Raw genomic sequence first — 24025 nt, forward strand, 5'->3', positions numbered from 1 at the left:
GGCAAGCGCGCCCCGCAGGGGACCAGTTCGCCGGTCCTCGGTAGTGGTTCCCGGGTCACCAATCCCCGGGGACTTCGATCGAAGACCGGCCTCGTCTTTGGGCCGCGCCCCGGCGCGCACTTGCCCACGAGACGAGGAGTTCAACATTGACCGAATTCAGTGAACCCGGCGTGCACGAGGCCGTCGCCACGATCGACAACGGCAGCTACGGCACCCGCACGGTCCGGCTCGAGACCGGGCGGCTCGCCCGGCAGGCGGCCGGCAGCGTCGTCGCCTATCTCGACGACGACACCATGATGCTGTCCGCCACCACGGCGTCCAAGCAGCCCAAGGAGCACTTCGACTTCTTCCCGCTGACCGTGGACGTCGAGGAGCGGATGTACTCGGTGGGCCGCATCCCGGGCGCGTTCTTCCGCCGCGAGGGCCGGCCGTCCACCGACGCGGTCCTGGCCTGCCGGCTCATCGACCGTCCGCTCCGTCCGTCCTTTGTGGACGGTCTGCGGAACGAGATCCAGGTCGTGGTCACGGTGATGAGCCTGAACCCGGCCGACCTCTACGACGTGGTGGCGATCAACGCCGCATCCGCCTCCACCCAGCTCGCCGGCCTGCCGTTCTCCGGCCCGATCGGCGCCACCCGGGTGGCCCTGGTCAACGGCCAGTGGGTGGCCTTCCCCACCCACGAGCAGATCGCCTCCGCCGTGTTCGACATGGTGGTGGCCGGCCGGATCGTCGGGGACGACGTCGCGATCATGATGGTCGAGGCCGAGGCCACCGCGAACGTGATCGACCTGATCGGTGCGGGTGCCCAGGCGCCCACCGAGGAGATCGTCGCGTCCGGCCTGGAGGCCGCCAAGCCGTTCATCCGGGTGCTCTGCCAGGCCCAGCAGGAACTGGCCGACGCCGCCGCGAAGGAGACCGGGGAGTTCCCGCGCTTCCTGGCTTACCAGGAGGACGTGTACGCGGCCGTGGAGAACGCCGTGGCCGGGGACCTGGCCCAGGCGCTGACCATCGCCGGCAAGCAGGAGCGCGAGGCCCGGCTCGACGAGCTCAAGGCCGGCGTGCTGGAGCGGCTGAGCGCCGACGAGGCGTTCGCCGGCCGGGAGAAGGAGATCGGCGCGGCGTTCCGGTCGCTGAACAAGAAGCTGGTGCGGCAGCGCATCCTGCGGGACAAGGTGCGTATCGACGGCCGCGGACTCACCGACATCCGGTCGCTGGGCGCGGAGGTCGCGGTGGTCCCGCGGGCGCACGGCTCGGCGCTGTTCGAGCGCGGCGAGACCCAGATCCTGGGCGTCACCACGCTGAACATGCTGCGGATGGAGCAGCAGATCGACTCGCTGTCGCCGGAGACGCACAAGCGCTACCTGCACCACTACAACTTCCCGCCGTACTCCACCGGTGAGACCGGCCGGGTCGGCTCGCCCAAGCGGCGCGAGATCGGCCACGGCGCGCTGGCCGAGCGGGCCCTGGTGCCGGTGCTGCCCAAGCGCGAGGAGTTCCCCTACGCCATCCGCCAGGTGTCGGAGGCGTTGGGCTCCAACGGTTCCACCTCGATGGGCTCGGTCTGCGCGTCCACCCTGGCGCTGCTCAACGCCGGCGTGCCGCTGAAGGCCCCGGTGGCCGGTATCGCCATGGGTCTGGTGTCGGACCACGTCGACGGTGAGGACCGGTTCGTGGCGCTCACCGACATCCTCGGCGCCGAGGACGCGTTCGGCGACATGGACTTCAAGGTGGCCGGCACCAAGGAGTTCGTCACCGCGCTGCAGCTGGACACCAAGCTCGACGGCATCCCGTCCGAGGTGCTCGCGGCGGCGCTGTCCCAGGCCCGGGACGCCCGGCTGACCATCCTCGAGGTGCTGGCCGAGGCCATCGACAAGCCCGACGAGATGAGCCCGTACGCGCCGCGCGTCACCAGCGTCAAGATCCCGGTCGACAAGATCGGCGAGGTGATCGGGCCGAAGGGCAAGATGATCAACTCGATCACCGAGGAGACCGGCGCGGACATCTCCATCGAGGACGACGGCACGATCTACGTCGGCGCGGCCGACGGTCCGTCCGCCGAGGCGGCCATCCAGAAGATCAACGCCATCGCCAACCCGCAGCTGCCCAAGGTGGGGGAGCGGTTCCTCGGCACGGTGGTGAAGACCGCCGCGTTCGGCGCGTTCGTCTCGCTGCTGCCCGGCAAGGACGGCCTGGTGCACATTTCCAAGCTGGGCAACGGAAAGCGCATCGGCAAGGTGGAGGACGTGGTCAAGGTCGGGGACAAGCTCCGGGTGGAGATCGCCGACATCGACCAGCGCGGCAAGATCAGCCTGGTGCCGGTCAAGGACGAGGACGCCGCCGCCCAGCCGGCCGAGGCCGAGCAGCCGTCCGGCCAGTGACGGCGGGCGGTCAGGGGAGCACGAGCACGCGGGTACTCGAGCGCACGGCCGAGGGCTGTGTGGTCAAGCGCACCGTGCTCCCCGGTGGATTACGGGTGATCACCGAGCAGGTGCCGGGCGTGCGCTCGGCCTCGATCGGGATCTGGGTCGCGGTCGGCTCGCGGGACGAGAAGCCGGCCGTCGCGGGCGCCGCGCACTACCTGGAGCACCTGCTGTTCAAGGGCACCGAGCGGCGCACGGCGACGGAGATCGCGCAGGAGATCGACGCGGTCGGCGGTGAGCTCAACGCGTTCACGGCCAAGGAGCACACCTGCTACTACGCGCACGTGCTCGACGAGGACCTGCCGCTGGCCATGGACCTGGTGTGCGACGTGGTGTTCGACGCGCTGCTGGCCGAGTCCGAGATGGAGACCGAGCGGGGTGTGGTGCTCGAGGAGATCGCCATGCGCGACGACGACCCCGAGGACCTGCTGCACGACGCGTTCTGCGCGGCGCTGCTCGGCGACCACCCGCTGGGCCGCCCGGTGCTCGGCACCGAGCAGTCGATCACCGACATGAGCCGCACCGCCCTGCACGGCTTCTACAAGCGGCGCTACACGATGCCGTCGATGGTGCTCGCCGCGGCGGGCAACCTGACCCACGGCGACGTGCTCCGCCTGGCCCGCAAGTCGCTGCGGAACCGGTTGTCCGGCAACGGAAAGCCGGTGGCCGCGCGGGCCGGCCGGGCGCGCATCCCGGCGTCGGCCAAGCTGGTCGTGCACCCCGACGACACCGAGCAGGCGCACATGATGCTCGGCGTGCGGGCGCCGGACCGGCACGACCAGCGCCGCTGGGTGCTCGGTGTGCTCAACACGGTGCTCGGCGGCGGCATGAGCTCGCGGCTGTTCCAGGAGGTCCGGGAGCGGCGCGGGCTGGCCTACCAGGTGTACTCCTCGGTGGCGTCCTATTCGGACACCGGGCACCTGTCGATCTACACCGGCTGCCAGCCCGACCGGCTCGGCGACGCCGCCCGGGTGGTGCGCGAGGTGCTGACCGGCATCGCCCGGGACGGGGTGAGCGCCGAGGAGGTGGCGCGGGCGCACGGCCAGCTGCGCGGCAGCCTGGTGCTCGGCCTGGAGGACACCAGCTCGCGGATGTCCCGGATCGGCAAGGCGGAGCTGTCCTACGGTGAGTACCTGTCGGTTCAGCAGACGCTCGACCGGATCCACGCGGTGACCCCGGAGCAGGTCGGCGCGCTGGCCGGCGAGTTGCTGGCCCGCCCCGTCGCGGCGGCGGTGGTGGGGCCCTACGCTCACGCCGACGATGTGCCGGCCGAAGTGCATGAGGTGATCGACAGGTGACGGTCGCGAGGACGGAGGACAACCCGATCCGGGTCGGGGTGCTGGGCGCGCGCGGGCGGATGGGCTCGGAGGTCTGCCGGGCCGTCGAGGCGGCCGCCGACATGGAGATCGTCGCCATGGTCGACACCGGCGACTGGAAGTTCGACATCGCCGACGCCGGAGCCGAGGTGGTGGTCGACTTCACCCACCCGGACGTGGTGCTGGACAACATCCGGTTCTGCGTCGACCACGACATCCGGTGCGTGGTCGGCACGTCCGGGTTCGACCAGGCCAAGCTGGACACCGTGCGGGAATGGCTGTCGCCCAAGCCCGAGCTCGGGGTGCTGATCGCGCCGAACTTCGCCCTCGGTGCCGTGCTGGCCATGCGCTTCGCCCAGGTCGCGGCCCGCTACTACCGCTCGGCGGAGATCATCGAGCTGCACCACGACCGCAAGGCCGACGCTCCGTCCGGCACCGCGGCGCACACCGCCCGGCTGATCGCCGCCGCCCGGGCCGCGGCGGGGCTCGAACCCGGCCCGGACGCCACGACGTCCGAAGTGGACGGTGCGCGCGGCGCCCGGCTGACCGACGTCCACGTGCACTCCGTCCGGCTCCCCGGCCTGGTCGCGCACCAGGAGGTCCTGTTCGGCGGCGACGGCGAGACCCTCACCATCCGCCACGACTCGCTCGACCGCACCTCCTTCATGCCCGGCGTCCTCCTCGGGGTCCGCTCCATCCTGACCCGCCCCGGCCTGATCGTCGGCCTGGAGAACCTGCTCGATATCTGACCGCGCTACACGGCGCCTCCTCGCAAGCTCGGAGCGCCGAACCTCAGCGCCTCGCAAGCTCGGCGCTGAGGCAGTGCTTGACGGTTCGCTCGCAAGCTCCCTCACAGGTCGTCGTCGCGGAGCACGTCGAGGTTCCGGAACACCGCCGGCCCGTCGCACAGCTTGGCCAGCCGTTCGGCGAACGCCGTGGTGTCCGCCCGGTTCGAGTTCTCCATCGCCTCCTCGTAGGAGGGGAACTCGACGATCTGCACGTACGTGCCGTCCCGGTCGCGGTCCCGGGTGAGCTGACCACGGGTGGGAATGCGGTTGCCTTCGGTGCTCGCCAGCCACTCGTCCAGGAGCTGGTTGAACTCGTCGATCCGGCTCGTCCTGAACTCGATGGTCTGCACGAATCTCATCGCCACGCCTCCGTTCCAAAAAGGACAACCAAGCACGCGCGGCGGCTTGTGCGCGGGGGGCGAAGGACCTCAACGGCCAGGGCCGAAGGTCCACAGTCGGCCATCGGGACTACTCGTGGCGGCCGTTCGGACCTACCGTGCCAGCACGCGCAGGAAAGGACACGCCGATGAGCGAGTTGCAGAGCAAGAACTTCGGGTCACCGGACGAAACCCGCCCGTTCACCGGGCACGGGCACGTGGATCTGGTCAACCTGGACAGCGGTCCGGTCGGGCTGGGCACCTTCGAGGCCGGCTGGCGCTGGTCGACCGACGTCAAACCGCTCGCCGGGACGGACAGCTGCCAGGTGGAGCACCTGGGCTACGTGGTGTCCGGCCGGATGAAGGTGGTCATGGACGACGGCCGGACCGCCGACGTCGGTCCCGGCGACGCGATCCACATCCCGCCCGGGCACGACGCCTGGACAGTCGGCGACGAAGCCTGTGTAGTGATCGACTTCGCCGGGCTGAAGGGCTACGCCGTTTCCTAGATGCCTTGAAGGCCGCCTTCAGGGCGTTCAACGTCCTGAAGGCGGCCTTCGGGGCATCGCCGTCTCTTTACAGGTCGTCGACGTGGATGACGTCGAGGTTGCGGAACGTCGGCGGCGCCAGGCACAACTTGGCCACCCGCTCGGCGAAGTGCGTGGTGTCCTCCCGGTCGGAGTTCTCCATCGCCTCCTCGTAGGACGGGAACTCGACGATCTGCAGGTATGTGTGGGCCTGGTCGCGGTCCCGGGCGAGCACGCCGCTGGTGGCAATGCGCCGCCCCTCGGTGGCGGCCAGCCACTCGTCCACCAGATCGTTGAACTCGTCTAGCCGGGTGGTCTCGAACTCGATGATCTGCACAAAGCTCATCGCACACCTCCTTGTGCATCAAGCATGACGACACTGCCACGGGTGGTTTTGGAGGCTCACCCAGCGGCCGCTGGAGGCTGGGCCGGCATCCTCGAGCCCTGACGAATCGCTTGCGCGTTGCGACGATGTAGAGGCGCAGCGATGGTCCAGGCCGGTGCGGCAGGTTCGTGCGCACGATCTGGTCGGGCGGTTCGGCGGTGAGGAGTTCGTGGCGCTGCTGCCCGGCGCGGACGGTGCCGAGGCGATCGGGGTGGCGGAGCGGGTGCGCGCCGGGATCGCCGGGCTGGTGTTGCGGGTCACCGGTCTGCACGGCGCGGTTGCGCTGTCCGGGCTGACCGCATCGGTTGGTGTCGCGGCATATCCGCGGCACGGAGACGGGGTCGAGGCGCTGCTCCGGGCCGCCGACGAGGCGCTGCTCGCCGCGAAGTCGGGTGGCCGCAACCGGGTCCGGCCCGCCGCGCCGGTCACGACCGGTCCGTCTCGTACTTTGGGCTGATCTGGCTGGATGCCTGGTCTCGTACGATGGGCTGGTGCACGACCTCCTCCGGTCCGTGTGGGACGAGCCGCGTCCCCCGAACCCGCCTCCGCGGAGGTGGCTGGACTGGGCTTTGGTGGGAGCGCTCGGGGTGGCGGCGGTGCTCGAAGGGGTGCTGCGACCGGACCTGCCGTGGCGGGCCGTCTCGGTGGTGGTCGTCGTCGGGATACTGCCCACGTTGTTGTGGCGGCGCACCAGGCCGCTGCTCATGGTCGCGATCGCGTTCGGCACCTGCGCGGCGGCCTCGCTGGTGGTCGGTGGCGATCTGGCCCTGAACACGGCGGCGTACCTGCTGCTTCTGCAGTACTCGCTTCTCCGCTGGGGGTCCGGGCGCGATGCCGTGGTCGGATCGTCGATCGTGTTCGGCAAGCTCCTGGTCGGGATCATCCTGGGCTACATGAGCCCGGCTGACCTGATCGCGGGTTTCGGCATCCTGTCCGCGGCCGGCGCGCTGGGTGCGGCGCTGCGCTACCGGGCCCGGGCGCGGATGCGCGAGCTCGACCAGGTCAAGCTGCTGGAACGGGAACGGCTGGCCCGCGACCTGCATGACACCGTCGCCCATCATGTCTCGGCGATGGCGATCCGCGCCCAGGCCGGCCTGGCCATGGCCGCGTCCCAGCCGAACGCCGCGATCGAGGCGCTCACCCTCATCGAGTCCGAGGCATCCCGGGCCCTCACCGAGATGCGCGGGATGGTCCGGGTCCTGCGCCGCAATCAGCCGGTGGAGCTGGCGCCCAGCCCGCGGGTCAGCGATCTGGAGCTGCTCGCCGGCCCGGCCCGGCCCGGTCCGGCCGTCGAGGTGGAGATCACCGGCGCGGCCGACGACCTGCCGCCGCCGGTTGGGGCGGCGATCTACCGCCTCGCCCAGGAGTCGGTCACCAACGCCCGGCGGCACGCCCGGCGCGCGACCCGCATCGAGGTCCGCGTGGCGGTCGACGACACGTCGGTGCACCTGCGAGTGAGCGACGACGGCGACACCGCTCTCACCCGCCCGGCGGGTTCTTCGGGGTTCGGGCTCATCGGCATGATCGAGCGTGCCGACCTGCTCGGCGGCACCTGCGAGGCCGGCCCGGACCCGGACCGCGGCTGGACCGTGACCGCCGTGCTGCCGCGGACCGGGACCCCCGCATGAGCATCCGGGTCCTGGTCGCCGACGACCAGGAGATCGTCCGCACCGGCCTCGCGATGATCCTCAACGCCCAGCCGGGCATCGACGTCGTCGGGGAGGCCGCCGACGGGCGGCAGGCCGTTGAGCTGGCCCGGCGCCTGCGGCCGGACGTGTGCCTGTTCGACATCCGGATGCCCGGCGTCGACGGCATCGAGGCCACCCGGCTGCTCGCCGGCCCGGCCGTCGCGGAGCCGATGGCCGTCGTGGTGATCACGACGTTCGACCTCGACGAGTACGTCTACGCCGCGCTTCGGGCCGGTGCCAAGGGTTTCCTGCTCAAGGACGCCGGCACCGACCTGCTCGTGCGGGCCGTGCACGCCGCGGCGAACGGTGACGCGCTGATCGCCCCGAGCGTGACCGCCCGGCTGCTCGAGGCGTTCGCCGGCGCCGGGCCCGCCGCGCCGCCGAAGCAGCCGATCGAGGCGCTGACCGACCGCGAGGAGCAGATCCTGGTCGCCGTGGCCGGCGGGCGGACCAACAACGAGATCGCCCGCGAGTTCCACATCACGCTCAGCACGGTCAAGACCCACATCGCGAGCATGATGACCAAACTCGCAGCCCGCAATCGCGTCGAGGTCGCCATGTGGGCCCACGAGACCAACCGCGTCGGCCGGGGAGCCAAGCGGTAGCCCCGAAAGTACGGCCTCGCCCCCGAACCATCGGCCGGCACACTTGCGGCCTTTCTTCCGATGAGTTGACACCCCGCCGGCCGCCATGATTCGGGTCATGACGACGACCTCCGCCAGACCGGGGTGGCTCCTGCCCGCCGGGCTGATCCTGTTCAGCCTCGTCCCGGTGCTGGCCGGTGCGGCCCGCGTCGGCCAGCTGTCCACCGGCGCCCAGATCACGCCGGACAACGCGCGGTTCTTCGCCTCACCCGTTCCCGTGGTGGTGCACATCGTCACGGTCAGCGTCTACGCGCTCCTGTCGGCTTTCCAGTTCGCTCCGGGGCTCCGCCGCCGGCGCCCCGGGTGGCACCGCGCGGCCGGCCGGCTGCTGGTTCCCAGCGGCATGCTGGCCGCCTCGGCAGGGCTGTGGATGACCCTGTTCTACCCGCACCCGCCGAGCACCGGCTGGCTCCTCACGGTGTTCCGGCTCGTGTTCGGCTCGGCCTGGATCCTGTTCCTGGTTCTCGGTTTCACCGCGATCCGGCGCTGGGACGTGGTCCGGCACCGGGCCTGGATGATGCGCGCCTATGCGGTCGGCATGGGCGCGGGCACCCAGCTGTTCACGCTGGCGCCGATGCTGGCCTTCGGCTCGCCCGACCGGCTCAGCGTCGCGCTGGGGCATCTGGCCGGCTGGGTGATCAACGTCGTCGTGGCCGAATGGCTGATCCGCAGGCCCACTCGCCGGGCCGGTGTTTCCGGCCCGCTGATTCCCGCATTGGAGACCCGATGAAAGCCATTGTTCAAGACCGGTACGGCTCGCCCGACGTCCTCGCGCTCCGGGAGGTGCCCACGCCGGCACCCGCTCCCGGCGAGCTGCTCGTCCGGGTGCACGCGGCCTCGGTCAACGCCTACGACTGGCACGCCGTGCGCGGTGATCCCTACCTGTACCGCCTGAGTTTCGGGCTGGGCAAGCCCAAGACCAGCATCCGTGGCCAGGACTTCGCGGGCCGGGTGGAATCGGTGGGCACGGGCGTGACGAGGTTCGGTCCCGGTGACGAGGTGTACGGCGACCTCGGTTATGCCAGTGGGGCGTTCGCCGAACATGTGTGCGTGCCGGACGCTCTGGCGGAGCCGAAGCCGGCGAACCTGACCTTCGAGCAGGCCGCCGCCGTGCCGCTGGCGGCCAACACCGCCCTGGTCGGCCTCCGGGACGTGGGGCAGGTGCGGCCGGGACAGCGGGTCCTGATCAATGGGGCGTCCGGAGGGGTGGGGACGTTCGCCGTCCAGCTGGCCAAGGCGTTCGGCGCGGAGGTGACCGCGGTCTGCAGCACTCGGAACGTCGAGCTGATCGGCTCGCTCGGCGCGGACCACGTCATCGACTACACGCGCGACGACTTCACCCGGAGCGGCCAGCGCTACGACGTCGTTTTCGACCTGGTGGGCAATCATTCGCTGACCGACCTCCGGCGCGCTCTGACGCCCCGGGGGACGCTGGCGCTCTCCGGCGGGGGCGTGTCCGAAGGTGGCAGCTTCTTCGGTCCGATGGCGCTGATGCTCAAAGGCAAGCTGGTGGCACCCTTTGTCCGCCAGCGGCTTTCGTTCGTCACCGCGAAGCAGAGCAGGGAGAACCTGGCGACGCTGCGGGAGCTCATCGAGTCCGGGAAGATCGCGCCGGTCGTCGACCGCACCTACCCGCTGAGCAAGGTGCCGGAGGCGATTCGCTACCTCGAGGTGGAGCACGCGCGGGCGAAGGTGGCCATCACCATATGAGCCGTTCGGGGTAGGTCACTGCGTCGTTTGGTCGCTGTTGATTTCCGGGTGAGTAGGTAGCGTTACGGGCTGTCAGTACATAACCAACCCCTGCTACTTCGCGCAAAATTCCACCCTCTCCCTGCTGTGGATGGAGCGACAAACGATGTCACCTGATGACGTGGTACCCGACGCGCCGGCAACCGGTGAGACGTCGTGGTTCTGCTGCGGCAGTGCCTGGGGCCCGTGCGGGGCCACCGGGCACGGCGCCTGCGGCACCTGCAACTCGGGTAGCCGGCAGTGCGCCTGGCCGAACACCTCGGACGCCTGCTTCTCGATCACCCGGCCGGACCGCTGCGGCGAGGATCTGCTGCGCCGCACCTGCGGGCACACCTTCTTCGTGCGGAACCTGTGCCGCACCACGGAGATCGCGGTCACGATCGCCGATTGCGGGCCGCAGACCGACCTGTGGTGCGGCGAGCAGTCCTGCTGCAGCGGCAGCTGCGCGTCCAACCGGATCCTCGACCTGACCCCGTCCGCGTTCAGCGCGATCGGCAACCTGTCCAGCGGGATCATCCCGATGGCCGTGCACAGCTGAGGAGGTGCCCGACATGAACTCCCTTGACCGCAGAAGGTTTCTCACCCGGGCCGTGCTCGGCACCGCGACCACCGTGGTGACCGCCTCCGCGCTGGGCGCCGTCAGCCCCGAGGTGGCCATCGCCGAGCCGGCCTTCGAGGTCGAGCCCGGCGGGATCGACCCCAACTTCGCCGAGGGCCGGATCACCGGCATCAAGGGCGCGCTGCTGATGGTCTCCGGCTCCGACGGGGTGCTGCACCAGATCCAGCTCACCAGCGGCACCAGTGTGTGGAAGCTCCGCCCGGCCACGATCGACGCGGCCGCGGTCGGCGACGGCCTGTACGCCCGAGGGGTGCGTTTACCGGACGGCACGCTGGCCGCGGACGCGGTGTGGCTCAACATCGTCAACCTGCAGGTGAACATCACCTCGATCGGCAAGGACGTGCTGCACCTCGACCACAACGGCAACCTGATCGTCGGCCACGTGGTCGCCGGCACCACCGCCACGGTCTACAACGGCACGCCCGCGGTGACCGACCTGTCGCTGCTGCAGGTGGGCAAGCACGTCCAGGTGCTCGGCGCGTGGCGGCCGGACACGAACGAGGTCGACCTCGCCACGGTGTTCGCCGCAGCCTGACCATCCACTGAGGAAAGCAATGTGACATTGCTGCCATAGAAGGAAAGCAGCGTCACATTGCTTCTCCAATCCCGAAGGGAACGCCATGATGCAGTGGTTGGCGGGTGCGCAGCCGGTGCTGGTCGGCGGTGTGCTCGCGTGGGCGGGGGCGATCAAGGTGTTCGGGCGGTCCGCGGAGCTGGCGGCCCGCCGCTCGGCGCTCCGCCGGCTGGTCGGCACGGGCCGGGTTTTCGCCGTGTACCGCGCGGTCGGCGGGGTGGAGCTGGCGGTGGCGACGCTGCTGGTGCTGCCGCCCGCGCACCCGGCCAAGGGAATCGCGGCGCTGGTGCTCGCCGTGGGCATGGTCGGCTACCTGGGCTACGCCCGCTTCGCGGCGCCGGAGTCCTCGTGCGGCTGTCTGGGCGAGAAGCACACCCCGGTCCGCACCCGGAGCTTCGCCCGCGCCGGCGTGCTGGTGCTGGCGAGCGGCACGGCGATGTTCGCCATGGACTGGTGGCCGGTCCCGTTCCTCGACCGTCCCCTTGCGACGGTCGGGTTGCTGGCCGCCGAGGCCGCGCTGGTGGTGGTGCTCTCGCCGGAGCTGGACGGTGTGTGGCTGGTGCCGCTGCGCCGGTTGCGGCTGCGGATCAGCCACCCGCTGGCCGGCCGCCCGTTCGAGATCCCGCTGGAGTCCACCGTGCAGCAGCTGCACAGGAGCGCGGCCTACCGTGCGGTGGCCGACCAGCTCCGCTCGGACCTGTTGGACAGCTGGGACGAGGGCGAGTGGCGGATGCTCACCTACTCGACCGGCCCGGCGACCGCGGTGTTCGCCGTGCCACGCCTGAAGTACGACCCGGCGCAGGTCAAAGTGGTGCTGGTGGATGAGGAGGTGCTGGTCTAGACCGAAGTTACGAATGATTTCCTGATGCGACGAAAGCGTCCTTGGTCACCCTGGGCGTGACAAAGGACGCATTCGCCACACTCGGTGATCGACCCGTTCTCGCAGGTGAACCGCCGAAGGTCTACGCAGAGTCACAGCAACTTCGGTCTAGAACACCGCCTCACGGTTACGCCGGTTGGTTGAAGTACACGGTGCCGGCAATGGTCGCCTGGCTGGCGCCCGCGCTGGTCGCGCAGGCGGCCAGCAGCAGGTCCTTGGTCATGGTCAGGGCTTCGGCGGAAACCGGGAGTGCGGAGACCGTGTAGCCCTTCAGCGGGCCGTCGGTGACCTCGGCTCCGCCGTACGGCACGCCGTCAGCGACCCCGCCGGACACCTTGATCGTGCTCACCGACGGGGTCGTGGTCGGGGTGGCGCGGATCCAGGTGACCCGGACGGTCGCGGATCCGGTGAGGTTGGCGCAGTTGCCCTCGAGCGTGCCCATGTCCGGCACCTCGACGATCGCCCCGGTGAGCTTGTTCTTCACATCGGCTCGCCGGTCCACGCAGGATGCGGTCGTCGGGCTTGCGGCGACCTTGGTCGTGACAGGTGCGCCGTTGGTGAGTCCCTGGGCGGATTTCCCCGTGCCGGCGAGCGTGCACTCCACGGCGGCCGGGGCGCGGGCGGTGTCCGGCGGTGGCGTCGCACCAGCCACCATTCGCGGAATTGCCAGCCAGGTCGCGGCGACCCCGGCAACGGTTGCGACAACGGTGAACCAGACGCGCTTTCCTGTCATTTCTTCAGCGTCGGCCGGCCCGGCGGACGGTGTCAATCCATCCCGGACCGGCTTCACTCGTTTGTGGTGTTTTCCGAGTTGGGGCCGAATTCACCCGCTCGGGCATTTCCGGCGCACCGTGGAGGGAAGCCGGGCCGGCCACCGGTGCCCGGCGGAGTCCGGGCCACCAGTTCCACCGGCCGAGCAACCGCATCAGCGAGGGCACCAGGACCAGCCGGATCAGCGTCGCGTCCACGGTCACCGCGACCGCCAGTGCGAACCCGAGTTGTTGCAACTCGAGCGCCCGGCTGAACACCACGCTCGCGAACACCGCGACCATGATCGCCGCCGCCACGCTGATCAGCCGGGCGGTGCGCTGCAGGCCGATCGCGACGGCCTCGGTGTTGTCCCCGGTTCTGCGGTACTCCTCCTGGATGCGCCGGACCAGGAACACCTCGTAGTCCATGGACAGTCCGAAGAGGACGGCGAAGATGACCAGCGGCAGGTGCACCTGGATCGTGCCGAGGCTGGTGAACCCGAACACGTGCGCGGCCAGACCGTGCTGGAAGGCGAGCACGGTGAGCCCCAGGGCCACCATGGTCGCCAGCAGGTTCAGCAGCACCGCCTTGATCGGCAGCAGCAGGCTGCGGAACATCAGGGCCAGCAACAGCAACGACAGCGCCAGCACGAACCCGATCACCCACCAGAGCTTTCCGGCGGTCTCCTCCGTCACGTCGAGCAGCAGCCCGCCAGGTCCGCCGACGAGGACCTCGGGCCGGCCCGGCAGGGTCCGCGGTACCAGGTCGTCGCGGATCTCCCGGGCCAGCCCGGCCGAGCGGCCGGTGTCGGGCGCCGTCGTCGGCACGACTACCAGCAGGCGCAGCGTCCTGCCGTTGTCGACGTCCACCACCCCGGCCACCCCGGGATGTGCCCGCAGCGCGGCGGCCAGCGCGCCGGTGTCCGGCGGTGCGGTGCCGGGCCGCCGGGGGAGCACCACACCGACCGTGCCGGCGGCGCCGGCGAACCCGTCGCGTTCGACGATCCGCAGCGCCGGCCCGCTCGGCGTGCCGGCCAGGGCTCCGCGTCCGAAGTCGACACCCGTCCGCAGGGACAGGGCCGGTGCCGCGGCGGCGAGCAGAATCGCCATGGTGATCAGCGAGTACCGCCACGGATGGCGCATGAGGTGCCTGGCCCAGCGCGCCCACCGGCCGGCCCCGGGATCGCGCCGGCCGCGCAGCCACCGGGAGCCGGCGACCAGCAACGCCGGCAGCAGCGTGTGCACCGCGGCCAGAGCGACCCCGATGACCACCGCGGTGCCGAACGCGAACTCGCGGAACACTTGGGAGCGGACGAACAGCAGGCTGCCGGAGGCCAGCACGACCACGACCCCGGAGTACACCGCGGTGCGGCCGGCCGTGGCCACCGCCGTGGTCGCCGCCCGCTCGGGCGGTGTGCCCCGGCCACGTTCCTCGATGAACCGGCTGACCACGAGCAGCGCGTAGTCGATGCCGACCGCGACGCCCACCATGGAGACGATCGTGAGCAGCACGACGTCAAACCCGGCGGCCGGGGCGATCAGACCGAACAGCCCGAGGGTGACCGGCACCGACACACCGGCCAGGACCAGCGGGGCCAGCGCCGCGCCGAGCGTGCCCAGGCCGAGCAGCAGGATCAGCAGGGCGAGCGGCACGGCGACCAGCTCGGCCCTGGCCAGGTCGACCAGCTCGATGCGGCGCAGGTCGTAGTTGACCGGCGATTCGCCAAGCAGGTAAGCCTTGATCTCATTGTCCACGGTCGACGCGGCGGACTGGATCGCCGCGCGCTGCCGGGGGATGGCGAGCTGGCGGGTGCTGCCGTCGCCGGCCACGCCGACCAGGGCGTAGACATTGTGCGGATCGTGGTAGACACCCGCGAGGCCGGCGAACACCCCGCGGTCCCCGGTCGATCCGGCCCGGGGGAGCGGGAAAACCCCGCGCACGCCCGGATCCCGGCCGAGCGCTTCGGCGGCCGCGGCGGTCGCCGCCCGGAACACCGGATCGTCGTTGGTGCGCCGCTCGGACCGCACGACGAGGACCAGCTGCTCCTGCCCGAGCTGCGGCAGCTCGCGCGCGATGATCTGGCTGGCCCGTCCGGCCGGCGCGCCGTCGATCGCCGGCGACGGCGCGCCCACCGTGGACAGCAGCCGCGGCAGGCCGACCAGCGACAGCACCACCGCGGTCAGCCAGGCGGCCACGACCGGCCAGCGGTTGCGGGCGCACCACCCGCCCAAACCACCACCGAAGAACACCGCGCCGAGCCTAGGAGTGTCCCGGCCCCGGAACCCGGTCCCGCACCGGAATTCACCCGAACCGGGAATTACCCGGGCCGTCATTACCGAGCACGCTGAGGGACATTCCACTGTGGAAAGGGTGCGCCGCCGATGGTGAGTCCGCTGGATCTGGCCGGTATCGTCGACCCTGAGCTACGCGCATCGTTCGAGCTGTGCGACCGCGTGCACCGGGAATCTGACACGGTTACCCACTTCCTGGTGTCCGCCTACCTGCCGGGGCCGAAGCAGCCGTACGCCCATGCCCTGTACGGGTTCTTGATCACCGCGGACCGGCTGGCCGACGAGGGTGAGCCCGGGGCGTTCGCCGAATGGGAGGCGGCGAGCCTCCGGGAGGTCGCGGCCGGGCACAGCGACCACCCGCTGCGCCGGGCGTTCGTGCACACCCTCGGTCTGTGGGAGCTGGATCCGGCGCTCGTCGCCGACTTCCTCGCCGCCACGGGGCAGGACGCCGAACGGACCGCGCCGTTCGCCACCTTCGAGGAGCTTCGGGTGTTCCTGCGGGGGGTCGCGGGGATTCCGGCGCGGCTGCTGCTGCCGGTGCTCGAGCCGGTCCGGCCGAGCCCGGCGGCGTCCGCGTTGATGTCGTTGCTGGGCGAGGTGTTCCAGCTGATCGACATCTTCCGGGACTTCGCCGCCGACCTGGCCGCCGGCCGGTGCTACCTTCCCGCCGCGGACGTGGACCGGTTCGGTGTGCGGCTGGACGGAACGACCATCTCCGGTGACATCGACGGCCTGCACGCGCTCCAGGCGGGGCGAGCCCGGCGGATGATGGACGAGGGCTCGGCCGTCGTCGACCTCGTCCATCCCTCCAGCCGGTCCTTTCTGACCGAAGCCATTGCTGCCTGCCACGCCTATCTCGATCAGATCAGCCGGCGCGGGGAGCGGATTCCCGCCGCGAGCGACGGTTCCGGCGAACTGCCGCGACCGCGCATGCCGGCGATCCCGGGCCGGGCCGCGGGCCCGCCGGCGATCCCGCCGGACCGGTTGCCCCGGCACATCGCCGTGATCATGGACGGGAACGGGCGGTGGGCCCGGCGCCGCGGCCGGCCGAGGCTCGCCGGCCATGTGGCGGCCGAACACGCGGTCCGTGATCTTGTCGAGGCCGCGCTGGATCTGGGGCTGCAGTACGTGAGCGCATTCGCGTTCTCCACCGAGAACTGGTCCCGACCCGCCGACGAGGTCGCCGGGCTGATGGCACTACTCGCGCGGCGGCTGCCGGAAAGCGTCGACTGGCTTCGGCGGCAGGGCGTGCGGGTGCGCTGGGCGGGCCGGCGGGACCGGGTGCCGGACGAGGTGCGGGCCGAGCTGGAGACCGCGGAGCGGCTCACCGCCGGCAACGACCGGCTCACCGTGATCATCTGCCTGGATTACGGCGGGCGGGCGGAGATCACGCACGCGGCCCGGTGCCTCGCCCGGGACGCGGCGGCTGGCCGGGTGGATGTGGACTCTGTGCGGGAGCAGGACTTCAGCCGCTACCTGTACCTGCCTGACGTGCCGGACGTGGACCTGATCGTGCGCACCTCAGGTGAGCAGCGGATCAGCAACTTTCTGCTGTGGCAGTCGGCCTACGCCGAGTTGATGTTCGAGAACGTGCTGTGGCCGGATGTCGACCGTCGCCATCTCTGGCGTGCCCTCGAGGAGTTCGCCGCCCGTGACCGCCGCTTCGGCGCCGTTCCCGTGGTCGTGAACCGGTAGCGGTCAGAACCGCCAGCCGGCGAACAGGGCGGGTGCGGCGGCCAGCACGCTGAACCGGATGAACCGGCCGAGGAGTCCGGCGGAGACGAACACGGTCAGGTTCATCCGGACCAGCCCGGCCATGACCGTGGTGGCCATGAACGGTGGCACGCCGACCAGCGCGCTCACCCCGTAGGTGCCGACCATCCAGTGCGGGTGCCGTTCGCAGCGCTCGGTGATCCGGGCGAACCACGCCCGGATCCGCTTGGTGCGCAACGCGAACCGTTCGCTGCCACCGGTCTTCGGCTTGCGGTGCAGGAACTTCGGCAGATGGAAGGAGCCGCGCGCGGCGTAGTAGTAGACCAGCTTGCCGGCCACCTGGCCGACCGCGATCACCGCGCCGAGCGCCAGCCACGGCAGGCCCGGCTCGCGGGTCACCAGTCCGATCAGGAAGATCTCCACGCTGATCAGCGGCAGCAGCGCGGACCCGAACGCGACGCCCAGGCTCACCGCCAGCCACATCAGCATGCGTGGATTCCTCCCTACCCCAGCCCTCACGCTAGGGCGACCGCCGGGTCGCGGCATCGGGGAACGCCCGGGTATTCGGGCCCCGACCCTGACACGTTTCGCGGCTCGGGTCAGTTCAGGGCGATGAATGCGTCCTTCCTCGCACCGGGCGTGAGGAACGACGCATTCATCGCATTCAGACCAGGTCGAGATCCAGCCCGCCGGTCAGCCGGAGCTCGCGGAGCGGCTGGCCGCCGGCGTCCAGCGTGCGGACGGTGCCGTCCGGCGCCCATCCGGCGCGCCGGTAGAACGACAGGGATGCGTCGTCCGCCACCGGAACCCAGGCGATTCCGCGGGTGGCACCGGCTTTGCGCAGGCGCTCCCCGGCGGCGGCCAGCAGCCGGCCGCCGTGCCCGCGCCGGCCCCAGCGGGGTTCCACCAGCAGGGCGCTCACCAGGGCCACGCCGGCCGCGTCGGGTGGGGGGGTGCCGGCCGCGCCGGCCGACTCGTCCTCGGGTGCCGGGCCGGCCGCGGCGAACCCGACCGTCCACCCTCCTTCGGTGGCAACGAGAACCGTGGCCGGGCCGTGCTCGATGGTCTGCCGCCACTGCGCCGCCGCGCCGTCCTCGGAAAGCTCGGCGAGCACTGCGGCGGGCAGGATCCCGGTGTAGGCGGTGCGCCAGGTGCCGAGCTGGATCCGGGCGATCTCCGCTGCGTCATCGGATGTGGCCGGTCGAACGTCGGCATCTGCCATACCCGCAAGGTATCGCTGCCGTACGCTGCCAGCCGTGCTCACCCCGCCCGGCTACGAGAGGCTCGACGTCCTGGGCCGGGGTGGCTTCGGCGTGGTGTACCGGGCGCGGCAGGTCACCATCGACCGCGAGGTGGCGGTCAAGGTGGACAGCCGGGTCATCCTGGACGACCGCGACCAGCGCCGGTTCCTCCGCGAGGTGCGCGCCGCCGGGCGGTTGTCCGGCCACCCCAACGTGGTGGAGATCTACGACGCGGGCGTGCTGCCGGACGGGCACCCGTACCTGGTGATGGAGCTGTGCCCGGGCGGGTCGCTGGCCGGGCGCGGGCCGCTGCGCCCGCCCGACGTGGCCGGCATCGGCAGCGGCATCGCCGACGCGCTGGCCACCGCGCACGGGCTCGGCGTGCTGCACCGGGACATCAAGCCGGGCAACATCCTGATCAAGCGGTACGGCACGGTCGGGCTCAGCGACTTCGGCCTGGCCGCGCTGATCGACCAGGGCCGGGACTCCTCGGTGACGCTGGCCGCGCTCACCCCGGCCTACGCCGCGCCCGAGGCGTTCCACCTGCACCCGCCGACGCCGCAGTCGGACATCTACGCGCTCGGCGCCACCCTCTACGCGCTGCTCGCCGGCCGCCCGCCGCGCTTTCCCGCGGGCGGCGCCGACCCGAGCGTCCCCGAGATCATCCGCCTGCACGACGCCCCGGTGCCGGACCTGCCCGGCGTGCCGCCCGAGCTCACCGCGGTGCTGCGCCGCTCGCTCGCCAAGGAACCGGGCTGGCGCTACCCGGACGCGGCGGCGTTCCGCGACGACCTGGCCCGGTTCGCCGGCCGGTCGCAGGTCTCCACGACCGTGCCCGTGCTGCCGCCGCCGGTGGCACCGCAACCCGGGGCGTGGTCGGGGGCCGGGTCGACGGAGTCCCGGCCGGGCGGTCGAAACCGCCGGGCGGTCCTGCTCTCCGGGGTCGCGCTGGTGGTGGTGCTGGCGCTGATCGGTGTGTGGTACTTCGCCGTCCGGGACGATCCGGGTGCCCAGGGCGGCGGCGCGGCCTCGTCCGGCGGTTCGGCGACCCTCACCACCTCCCAGGCACCGGACCCGGCGCAGACGTTCGGCATCGAGACCGTCGTGGACCGTTGCCCGGCCGCCGGGGTGGCGGGCGGGCAGGCACGCTGCGCCAAGCGGGCCGAGTGCTGGAGCGGCATCGTGGTCATCCAGGGCGAGCTGACCAGCATCCGGAAGCTGCCGTGCGAGCAGAAGCACGCCTACGAGACCTACGCGATCGCGCTCGTCCCACCCGACGTGGCGGACCCCTACCTGGACGTGCTCGAGGCCAACCCGACGGTGGCCAAGGTGTGCGCCAAGGAGGTCCTGCTCGCCTCCCGGTTCGGCGAGGCGCTGAAGCTCCCGGCGACCAAGTGGGAGCCGCAGGTGCTGCCGCCGACCCCGGACGACCGGAAGGCGGAGCGCAACGTCTACCGGTGCGTCGGCACCCTCACCGAGGAGGACGGCAGCCAGGGCTCCGCGTTCCGGCCCAGTCAGTGATGGTTGTCAGATCCTGCCGGTGGCGACATTGTGTGGAGTCGCCGCGGCCTGGTGGCACGGCCTGTGGGCTGAGTCGCCGACCTGGATGCCGCCCACTACCGCAACCTCGGCCGGCGTGGCTCGGCACACGCTGCCGAACGGCGGCATGATCACCAGGATGGGAAGTCCACACTCACAATCGAGCGTGGATTTCCCATTTCGGCGATCATCAGCCGACTCCCGCCAATAACCGTTCAACGCTGGTCAGGGGTGTGTGCGAGGGTGCACTCATGACCCAGACAGCGCTTTCCGATACCCGTGCCGGGACTCCTGCCTGGCTGGCCTGGGGTGGGCTGGGGATCGTGTACGTGGTGTGGGGGTCGACGTACCTGGCCATCCGGTTCGTGGTCGGGTCGATGCCGCCGATGCTGTCCGGCGGGGCGCGGTTCGTGCTGGCCGGGGTCGTGCTGCTGGCCGGCGTGCTGGTGCTGGCCGGGCGCGGGGCGCTGCGGATGACCCGCAAGCAGCTCGGCAGCGGGTTGCTGATCGGGTTGCTGCTGCCGGCCTGGGGCAACGGGATGGTGGTGATCGCCGAGCAGCACGTGGCGTCCGGGCTGGCCGCGCTGCTGATCGCGTCGGTGCCGCTGTACGTGGTGGTGCTGCGCCGGCTGCTGGGGGAGCGGCCGCCGGCGATCACGCTGGTGGGCGTGTCGATCGGGATGGCCGGGCTGGCGCTGCTGCTGCTCGGCGGGCCGGTGGCCGGGGCGCACGGGTCGGCCGGCTGGGCGCCGTGGCTGGTGCTGCTGGCGGCGCTGGGCTGGTCGGTCGGCTCGGTGGCGAGCACCCGGCTTCCGGTGCCGCCCAACCCGTTCACGCTCTCCGCGGTGGAGATGGTGGCCGGCGGCACCGCGATGATGATCGTCGGCATGGTCACCGGCGAGCGGCTGGACCTGGGCGCGGTCACCACGACCTCGTGGTTCTCCTGGGGGTATCTGATCCTGTTCGGCTCGCTGCTGGCGTTCAGCTCGTACGTGTTCATCCTCGGCAAGCTGCCGGTGTCCACGGTGGCCACCTACGCCTACGTGAACCCGGTGATCGCGGTGGTGCTCGGCGTGCTGTTCGCCGGTGAGCACTTCGGGTTCGCCCAGCTCGCCGGCGGTGTGGTGGTGCTGGCCGCGGTCGTGCTGGTGGTGCGCGCCGAGCGGCGGCCGAAGCCGGAGCCGCCGTGCGGGGAAATGTCGGTGCCGGATGGCACGGTGCGGACATGACGGAGACGATCACGGCGAGCGCGGCCCGGCGGATGGCACTGGCCGCGCAGGGGTTCGCCGACCCGCGGCCGGCCGGGGAGCCGTCCCGCCGGCACCTGCAGAAGGTGCTCGCCCGCACCCAGGTGCTGCAGCTCGACTCGGTGAACGTCGCCGTGCGGGCGCACTACATGCCGGTGTTCAGCCGGCTCGGGCCGTACGAACCGTCCCTTGTGGACGATGCGGCGTGGGCGCACTCGGCCCGCCGGCCGCGGTTGCTGGTGGAGTACTGGGCGCACATGGCGAGCCTGATGCCGGTGGCGGACTGGCCGCTGCTGCGCTGGCGGATGCGTCACTACGAGGAGCAGTTCTGGGGTTACGACGCCCAGAAGCTGGCCGAGCACGCGGGCCTCTTCGGCGACCTGCTGGCCGCGGTGAAGGAGCTCGGCCCGGTCAGCGCCGGGAAGCTGGAGGACGAGCTCGGCGGCAGCGCGCGCCATGCCCGGGCCTCCGGCGGCTGGTGGAACCGGTCGGACGTCAAGCACGCCTGCGAGTACCTGTTCGCCGCCGGGCAGCTCACCTGCGGGGCGCGGCAGGGCTTCGAGCGCCGCTACGACTTACCCGAGCGGGTGCTCCCGCCCGAGGTGCTGGCCGCGCCGCCGGTCTCCGACGAGGAGGCGGCCCGCCGGCTCACCCTCCGCGCCGCCGTCGCGCACGGCGTCGCCACCGAGCCGGACCTGCGGGACTACTACCGGCTCAAGCCCGAGCGCAGCCGCCCGGCGGTGGCCGAGCTGGTGGACACCGGCCTGCTCGAGCCGGTCACGGTGCGCGGCTGGCGGCACCCGGCCTACCGGCACCCCGATGCCCGGCTGCCCCGCAAGATCACCGGTCGGGCCCTGCTCTGCCCGTTCGACCCGCTGATCTGGGAGCGCGCCCGCACCGAGCGGATCTTCAACTTCCACTACCGGATCGAGATCTACGTCCCGGAGGCCAAGCGCGTCCACGGCTACTACGTGTTCCCGTTCCTGCTCGACGGGGAGCTGGTGGCCCGGGTCGACCTCAAGTCCGACCGCGCGGCCGGGGTGCTCCGGGTTCAGGGGGCGTTCGCCGAACCCGGCGTGGATGTGTCCCGGGTGGCCGCCGAACTCGCCGGGGAGCTCCAGGTCATGGCCGAGTGGCTGGAGCTCGACGGCATCGTGGTGGTACCGCGCGGTGATCTTGCCCGCCCGCTCGCCTCGGCGTTCGGCACCACGGCTACCCGAAGCCGGAACACGGCTACCCGAAGCCGGGACACGGCTACCTGAAGGCGGGACACGGCTTCACGAAGGCGGGACACGGCTTCACGAAGGCGGGACACGCCCGGGTGGGGACCACGGCACCGGCGTGTCCCGGTTTGGCGTAGGTGTGTTCCGGTTTGGTGGCTCGGCGATCGGGAGCGCGACGTGACGCAGTATCCGCAGTAGGGAAAGCAACGTCACGTCGCGCTCCTTCAACCAACCCCCCGGCCCGTCTTAGGCGGTGGCCGGACTGACAACGGCTGAGCCGGAGGCTGTGCGGCCGCGGATCCGGAGCGCCAGGGCGGACTCCGGGCGGCTGCCGGAAAGCGGGAGCTCACTGCGGGCCTCGCCGGTGCCCGAGGACAGATCGATCTCGGCGGGCGAGCCGGACCGCACGCCGACCCGGATCGCGCCGGAGCCGGTCTGCAGCTCGATCTGACCGGAGGCGGCGTCGGCCACGGTCAGGTCGCCACTGCCGGTGCGGGCCATCAGGTCGCCGGACACCGCGCCGACCCAGACGTCGCCGCTGCCGGTGAACAGCGTCGTCGGCCCGCCGACCGCGATGACCTCGAGGTCGCCGGTGCCGGTCCGGGCCCGCAACCCGACCTGCATCGGGCCGAGCCGCACCGAACCGGAGCCGCTGTTGACGTTGGCCAGGCCGTCCGCCCGATCCGCGGTGACCTCGCCGGAGCCGGTGTGCAGGTCCAGCCGCCCGGCCGGGCCGGTCACCACGATGGGCGCGGGTCCGGTGCGCGCGGTCACGTGCGAGCCCGCGGGCACCCGCACGGTGACCGCGACCGGCACGCCGCGCAGCGGCAGGGCCTTCGGCGTGCGCACGACCAGCCGGCCGGCGGTCTGGTCGATCCGGGTCTGCCGGACCGCCTCGGCCGGCGACAGCTCGACGGCCTCGTCGCCGAACTGGCCGCTGACCCAGGAGATGAAGCTGGACATGCCCTGCATCCACGGGCTGGCGCCGGCCGGGTCGTGCCGGACCTCGACGTGGGCGCCGGGCTCGTCACTCAGCCGCACCTCGACGCGGCCGGCACCGACGACGACGTCCACCTCGATCGGCCCGTCGACCTCGTAGCTCTGCTGGCGCACCGGGGGCGCCGTCTGCTCCTCGGTCATGCTGTGTCCTCTCAAAGAGGGTTCTGCACAAGGTCTGTGGTTGCCCTTGGCACCCTTGTCTCGTCGGCGCGACGGTCGGCTGGCCCGATTGCTCACGTGGGCCAATGGGCGCGAGGGCCGTTCGCTTTCCGGCCCAGCGAGGGTAGGCCGGAGGCCTGCCCTCGCGGCCGGACCGGCGACCACCTACTCAACCGGCACCGAGACTCCGGCGAACGTTGCCCTCGTCATGGGCACTGCCACCACTCCAACCGGGATTGCGCAGAACCCTCAGCCTTCGTACCAGCCGTGCACGCGCGAGGAGGGGCCGCCGCCCTGCTGCTCCCAGCCCTGCTTCCACTGGCGCTTCCACTGCTGCTTGGCCGCGCGCAGGCTTTCCTTGTCGCCGTGCAGCGCGGACTGGAGGGCCTGCTGGACGAACGTGTTGAGCGAGACGCCCTGCGCCGCGGCGGCCGACTCGGCCTTGGCCTTGAGCTGCTCGAACAGGCGGAGCGTCATGCGGCTCATGTCGCCGCCCTCATCGGTGGGCGGCGGAGGCGGCGGCTCCTCGGACCGCGGCGGCGCGGTGGGCGTGACGACCACCTGCACGTCCCGGCCGTCCAGCCGGACGTCGACCACATGGTCGTCCAGCGAGGCGGTGACCTCGGCGGCCAGGTCGGAGAGGGCGTTCATGATCGCCAGCCGGGCGGCGGGTTCGAGCGCGGCGGCGAGCACCGCCGCGGCGCGCCGGGTGTTCTCGTCGCCGGCCGAGGCGGTGGTGGTGAGGTCCTCGCGGAGTGCGGCGAGGTACGGGCTGAGATCCATGACATCACTATGACGTCAAATCTGACATCAGTCAAGCGTCCTATGGCACCACCATGATGGCGCGTGGCATGCCGCGGCTGCACGTGCATCGGCAGTTAGGCTCACGGCGGGGT

The 24025-nt window shown here is 71.4% G+C and carries 24 protein-coding genes; 16 read left to right on the top strand and 8 right to left on the bottom strand.

The features are described from left to right. Positions 1-146 precede the first annotated feature (146 nt). Genes VGR06_RS37975 through dapB form a run of 3 tightly spaced genes read left to right on the top strand, consistent with a single transcriptional unit; the run spans position 147 to position 4485 of the window. Entirely contained in the window at positions 147-2378 is a 2232-nt protein-coding gene (locus VGR06_RS37975; RefSeq protein ID WP_327564061.1) for a polyribonucleotide nucleotidyltransferase, read from the top strand. Then, positions 2375-3718: a pitrilysin family protein gene (locus tag VGR06_RS37980; protein WP_327564062.1), complete on the top strand. Its 1344-nt coding sequence runs from the start codon at positions 2375-2377 to the stop codon at positions 3716-3718. Before VGR06_RS37975 ends, VGR06_RS37980 begins: the two co-directional genes overlap by 4 nt. Next, entirely contained in the window at positions 3715-4485 is a 771-nt protein-coding gene (gene dapB, locus VGR06_RS37985; protein WP_327564063.1) for a 4-hydroxy-tetrahydrodipicolinate reductase, read from the top strand. The genes VGR06_RS37980 and dapB overlap by 4 nt, the downstream gene beginning before the upstream one ends. 101 nt (positions 4486-4586) lie before the next feature. On the opposite strand, the gene VGR06_RS37990 is transcribed toward dapB, so the two are convergent. Then, complete coding sequence (locus VGR06_RS37990) at positions 4587-4883, bottom strand: hypothetical protein (RefSeq protein ID WP_327564064.1); 297 nt, start codon at positions 4881-4883, stop codon at positions 4587-4589. A 167-nt stretch (positions 4884-5050) separates the two neighbouring features. Between VGR06_RS37990 and VGR06_RS37995 the strand changes: the two genes are divergently transcribed. Beyond that, positions 5051-5410, top strand: coding sequence for a cupin domain-containing protein (locus tag VGR06_RS37995; protein ID WP_327564065.1), 360 nt, complete (start codon positions 5051-5053; stop codon positions 5408-5410). A 67-nt stretch (positions 5411-5477) separates the two neighbouring features. Here VGR06_RS37995 and VGR06_RS38000 read toward each other — a convergent pair whose 3' ends face one another. Next, positions 5478-5774, bottom strand: a complete 297-nt coding sequence (locus tag VGR06_RS38000; protein WP_327564066.1) for a hypothetical protein — start codon at positions 5772-5774, stop codon at positions 5478-5480. A 154-nt stretch (positions 5775-5928) separates the two neighbouring features. On the opposite strand from VGR06_RS38000, the gene VGR06_RS38005 reads away from it, so the two are divergent. The 8 genes from VGR06_RS38005 to VGR06_RS38040 all read left to right on the top strand — a co-directional run bounded on the left by VGR06_RS38005 (position 5929) and on the right by VGR06_RS38040 (position 11928). Continuing rightward, complete coding sequence (locus tag VGR06_RS38005; protein WP_327564067.1) at positions 5929-6270, top strand: GGDEF domain-containing protein; 342 nt, start codon at positions 5929-5931, stop codon at positions 6268-6270. A gap of 34 nt (positions 6271-6304) precedes the next feature. Further along, a complete protein-coding gene (locus tag VGR06_RS38010) occupies positions 6305-7441 on the top strand; it encodes a sensor histidine kinase (RefSeq protein ID WP_327564068.1) in 1137 nt (378 codons plus the stop codon). After that, complete coding sequence (locus tag VGR06_RS38015; protein ID WP_327564069.1) at positions 7438-8106, top strand: response regulator transcription factor; 669 nt, start codon at positions 7438-7440, stop codon at positions 8104-8106. Before VGR06_RS38010 ends, VGR06_RS38015 begins: the two co-directional genes overlap by 4 nt. 97 nt (positions 8107-8203) lie before the next feature. Further along, positions 8204-8875, top strand: a complete 672-nt coding sequence (locus VGR06_RS38020) for a DUF2306 domain-containing protein (protein ID WP_327564070.1) — start codon at positions 8204-8206, stop codon at positions 8873-8875. Then, positions 8872-9855: an NAD(P)-dependent alcohol dehydrogenase gene (locus VGR06_RS38025; protein WP_327564071.1), complete on the top strand. Its 984-nt coding sequence runs from the start codon at positions 8872-8874 to the stop codon at positions 9853-9855. Before VGR06_RS38020 ends, VGR06_RS38025 begins: the two co-directional genes overlap by 4 nt. A 145-nt stretch (positions 9856-10000) precedes the next feature. After that, positions 10001-10432, top strand: a complete 432-nt coding sequence (locus VGR06_RS38030; RefSeq protein ID WP_327564072.1) for an RlpA-like double-psi beta-barrel domain-containing protein — start codon at positions 10001-10003, stop codon at positions 10430-10432. 13 nt (positions 10433-10445) lie between these two features. Further along, positions 10446-11048: a cell wall protein gene (locus VGR06_RS38035; RefSeq protein WP_327564073.1), complete on the top strand. Its 603-nt coding sequence runs from the start codon at positions 10446-10448 to the stop codon at positions 11046-11048. A gap of 97 nt (positions 11049-11145) precedes the next feature. Next, entirely contained in the window at positions 11146-11928 is a 783-nt protein-coding gene (locus VGR06_RS38040) for a MauE/DoxX family redox-associated membrane protein (protein ID WP_327564074.1), read from the top strand. A 166-nt stretch (positions 11929-12094) separates the two neighbouring features. Here VGR06_RS38040 and VGR06_RS38045 read toward each other — a convergent pair whose 3' ends face one another. Together VGR06_RS38045 and VGR06_RS38050 are read right to left on the bottom strand one after the other, a co-directional pair. Then, on the bottom strand, positions 12095-12700 hold the full coding sequence (locus VGR06_RS38045; protein ID WP_327564075.1) for a hypothetical protein: 606 nt from the start codon (positions 12698-12700) through the stop codon (positions 12095-12097). Positions 12701-12704: 4 nt separating this feature from the next. Beyond that, positions 12705-14966 carry an MMPL family transporter gene (locus tag VGR06_RS38050; RefSeq protein WP_327564076.1) on the bottom strand — a complete coding sequence of 754 codons (2262 nt, stop codon included), beginning with the start codon at positions 14964-14966 and terminating at the stop codon, positions 12705-12707. Positions 14967-15098: 132 nt separating this feature from the next. Here VGR06_RS38050 and uppS point away from each other — a divergent pair, with 132 nt between their 5' ends. After that, positions 15099-16703 carry a polyprenyl diphosphate synthase gene (gene uppS, locus VGR06_RS38055; protein WP_327564077.1) on the top strand — a complete coding sequence of 535 codons (1605 nt, stop codon included), beginning with the start codon at positions 15099-15101 and terminating at the stop codon, positions 16701-16703. Between the two features lie 3 nt (positions 16704-16706). Here the strand turns inward: uppS and VGR06_RS38060 are convergent, their stop codons facing one another. Further along, positions 16707-17210 (bottom strand): hypothetical protein, encoded by a 504-nt coding sequence (locus VGR06_RS38060; protein ID WP_327564078.1) that lies wholly within the window; start codon positions 17208-17210, stop codon positions 16707-16709. 175 nt (positions 17211-17385) lie between these two features. Continuing rightward, a complete protein-coding gene (locus tag VGR06_RS38065; protein WP_327564079.1) occupies positions 17386-17943 on the bottom strand; it encodes a GNAT family N-acetyltransferase in 558 nt (185 codons plus the stop codon). 34 nt (positions 17944-17977) lie between these two features. On the opposite strand from VGR06_RS38065, the gene VGR06_RS38070 reads away from it, so the two are divergent. The 3 genes from VGR06_RS38070 (at position 17978) to VGR06_RS38080 (ending at position 22010) form a co-directional block, all read left to right on the top strand. Continuing rightward, positions 17978-19483, top strand: a complete 1506-nt coding sequence (locus VGR06_RS38070; RefSeq protein ID WP_327564080.1) for a serine/threonine-protein kinase — start codon at positions 17978-17980, stop codon at positions 19481-19483. Positions 19484-19752: 269 nt separating this feature from the next. Further along, on the top strand, positions 19753-20730 hold the full coding sequence (locus VGR06_RS38075) for an EamA family transporter (RefSeq protein WP_327564081.1): 978 nt from the start codon (positions 19753-19755) through the stop codon (positions 20728-20730). Further along, complete coding sequence (locus VGR06_RS38080; protein ID WP_327564082.1) at positions 20727-22010, top strand: winged helix-turn-helix domain-containing protein; 1284 nt, start codon at positions 20727-20729, stop codon at positions 22008-22010. The genes VGR06_RS38075 and VGR06_RS38080 overlap by 4 nt, the downstream gene beginning before the upstream one ends. Positions 22011-22217: 207 nt before the next feature. Here VGR06_RS38080 and VGR06_RS38085 read toward each other — a convergent pair whose 3' ends face one another. Further along, a complete protein-coding gene (locus tag VGR06_RS38085) occupies positions 22218-23111 on the bottom strand; it encodes a DUF4097 family beta strand repeat-containing protein (protein ID WP_327564083.1) in 894 nt (297 codons plus the stop codon). A 267-nt stretch (positions 23112-23378) separates the two neighbouring features. Then, positions 23379-23912 (bottom strand): toxin-antitoxin system HicB family antitoxin, encoded by a 534-nt coding sequence (locus tag VGR06_RS38090; protein ID WP_327564084.1) that lies wholly within the window; start codon positions 23910-23912, stop codon positions 23379-23381. Positions 23913-24025 lie beyond the last annotated feature (113 nt).

Source organism: Actinophytocola sp., from assembly GCF_036002505.1.
GTDB lineage: Bacteria > Actinomycetota > Actinomycetes > Mycobacteriales > Pseudonocardiaceae > DASYTH01.

Coding starts and splice junctions, on each gene's coding strand:
- VGR06_RS38015 (WP_327564069.1), top strand. CDS start 7,438: ATGAGCATCCGGGTCCTGGTCGCCGACGACCAGGAGATCGTCCGCACC.
- VGR06_RS38000 (WP_327564066.1), bottom strand. CDS start 5,774: ATGAGCTTTGTGCAGATCATCGAGTTCGAGACCACCCGGCTAGACGAG.
- uppS (WP_327564077.1), top strand. CDS start 15,099: ATGGTGAGTCCGCTGGATCTGGCCGGTATCGTCGACCCTGAGCTACGC.
- VGR06_RS38085 (WP_327564083.1), bottom strand. CDS start 23,111: ATGACCGAGGAGCAGACGGCGCCCCCGGTGCGCCAGCAGAGCTACGAG.
- VGR06_RS38030 (WP_327564072.1), top strand. CDS start 10,001: ATGTCACCTGATGACGTGGTACCCGACGCGCCGGCAACCGGTGAGACG.
- VGR06_RS38025 (WP_327564071.1), top strand. CDS start 8,872: ATGAAAGCCATTGTTCAAGACCGGTACGGCTCGCCCGACGTCCTCGCG.
- VGR06_RS38065 (WP_327564079.1), bottom strand. CDS start 17,943: ATGGCAGATGCCGACGTTCGACCGGCCACATCCGATGACGCAGCGGAG.
- VGR06_RS38090 (WP_327564084.1), bottom strand. CDS start 23,912: ATGGATCTCAGCCCGTACCTCGCCGCACTCCGCGAGGACCTCACCACC.
- VGR06_RS38080 (WP_327564082.1), top strand. CDS start 20,727: ATGACGGAGACGATCACGGCGAGCGCGGCCCGGCGGATGGCACTGGCC.
- VGR06_RS38045 (WP_327564075.1), bottom strand. CDS start 12,700: ATGACAGGAAAGCGCGTCTGGTTCACCGTTGTCGCAACCGTTGCCGGG.
- VGR06_RS38075 (WP_327564081.1), top strand. CDS start 19,753: ATGACCCAGACAGCGCTTTCCGATACCCGTGCCGGGACTCCTGCCTGG.
- VGR06_RS37995 (WP_327564065.1), top strand. CDS start 5,051: ATGAGCGAGTTGCAGAGCAAGAACTTCGGGTCACCGGACGAAACCCGC.
- VGR06_RS38060 (WP_327564078.1), bottom strand. CDS start 17,210: ATGCTGATGTGGCTGGCGGTGAGCCTGGGCGTCGCGTTCGGGTCCGCG.
- VGR06_RS38020 (WP_327564070.1), top strand. CDS start 8,204: ATGACGACGACCTCCGCCAGACCGGGGTGGCTCCTGCCCGCCGGGCTG.
- VGR06_RS37990 (WP_327564064.1), bottom strand. CDS start 4,883: ATGAGATTCGTGCAGACCATCGAGTTCAGGACGAGCCGGATCGACGAG.
- VGR06_RS38035 (WP_327564073.1), top strand. CDS start 10,446: ATGAACTCCCTTGACCGCAGAAGGTTTCTCACCCGGGCCGTGCTCGGC.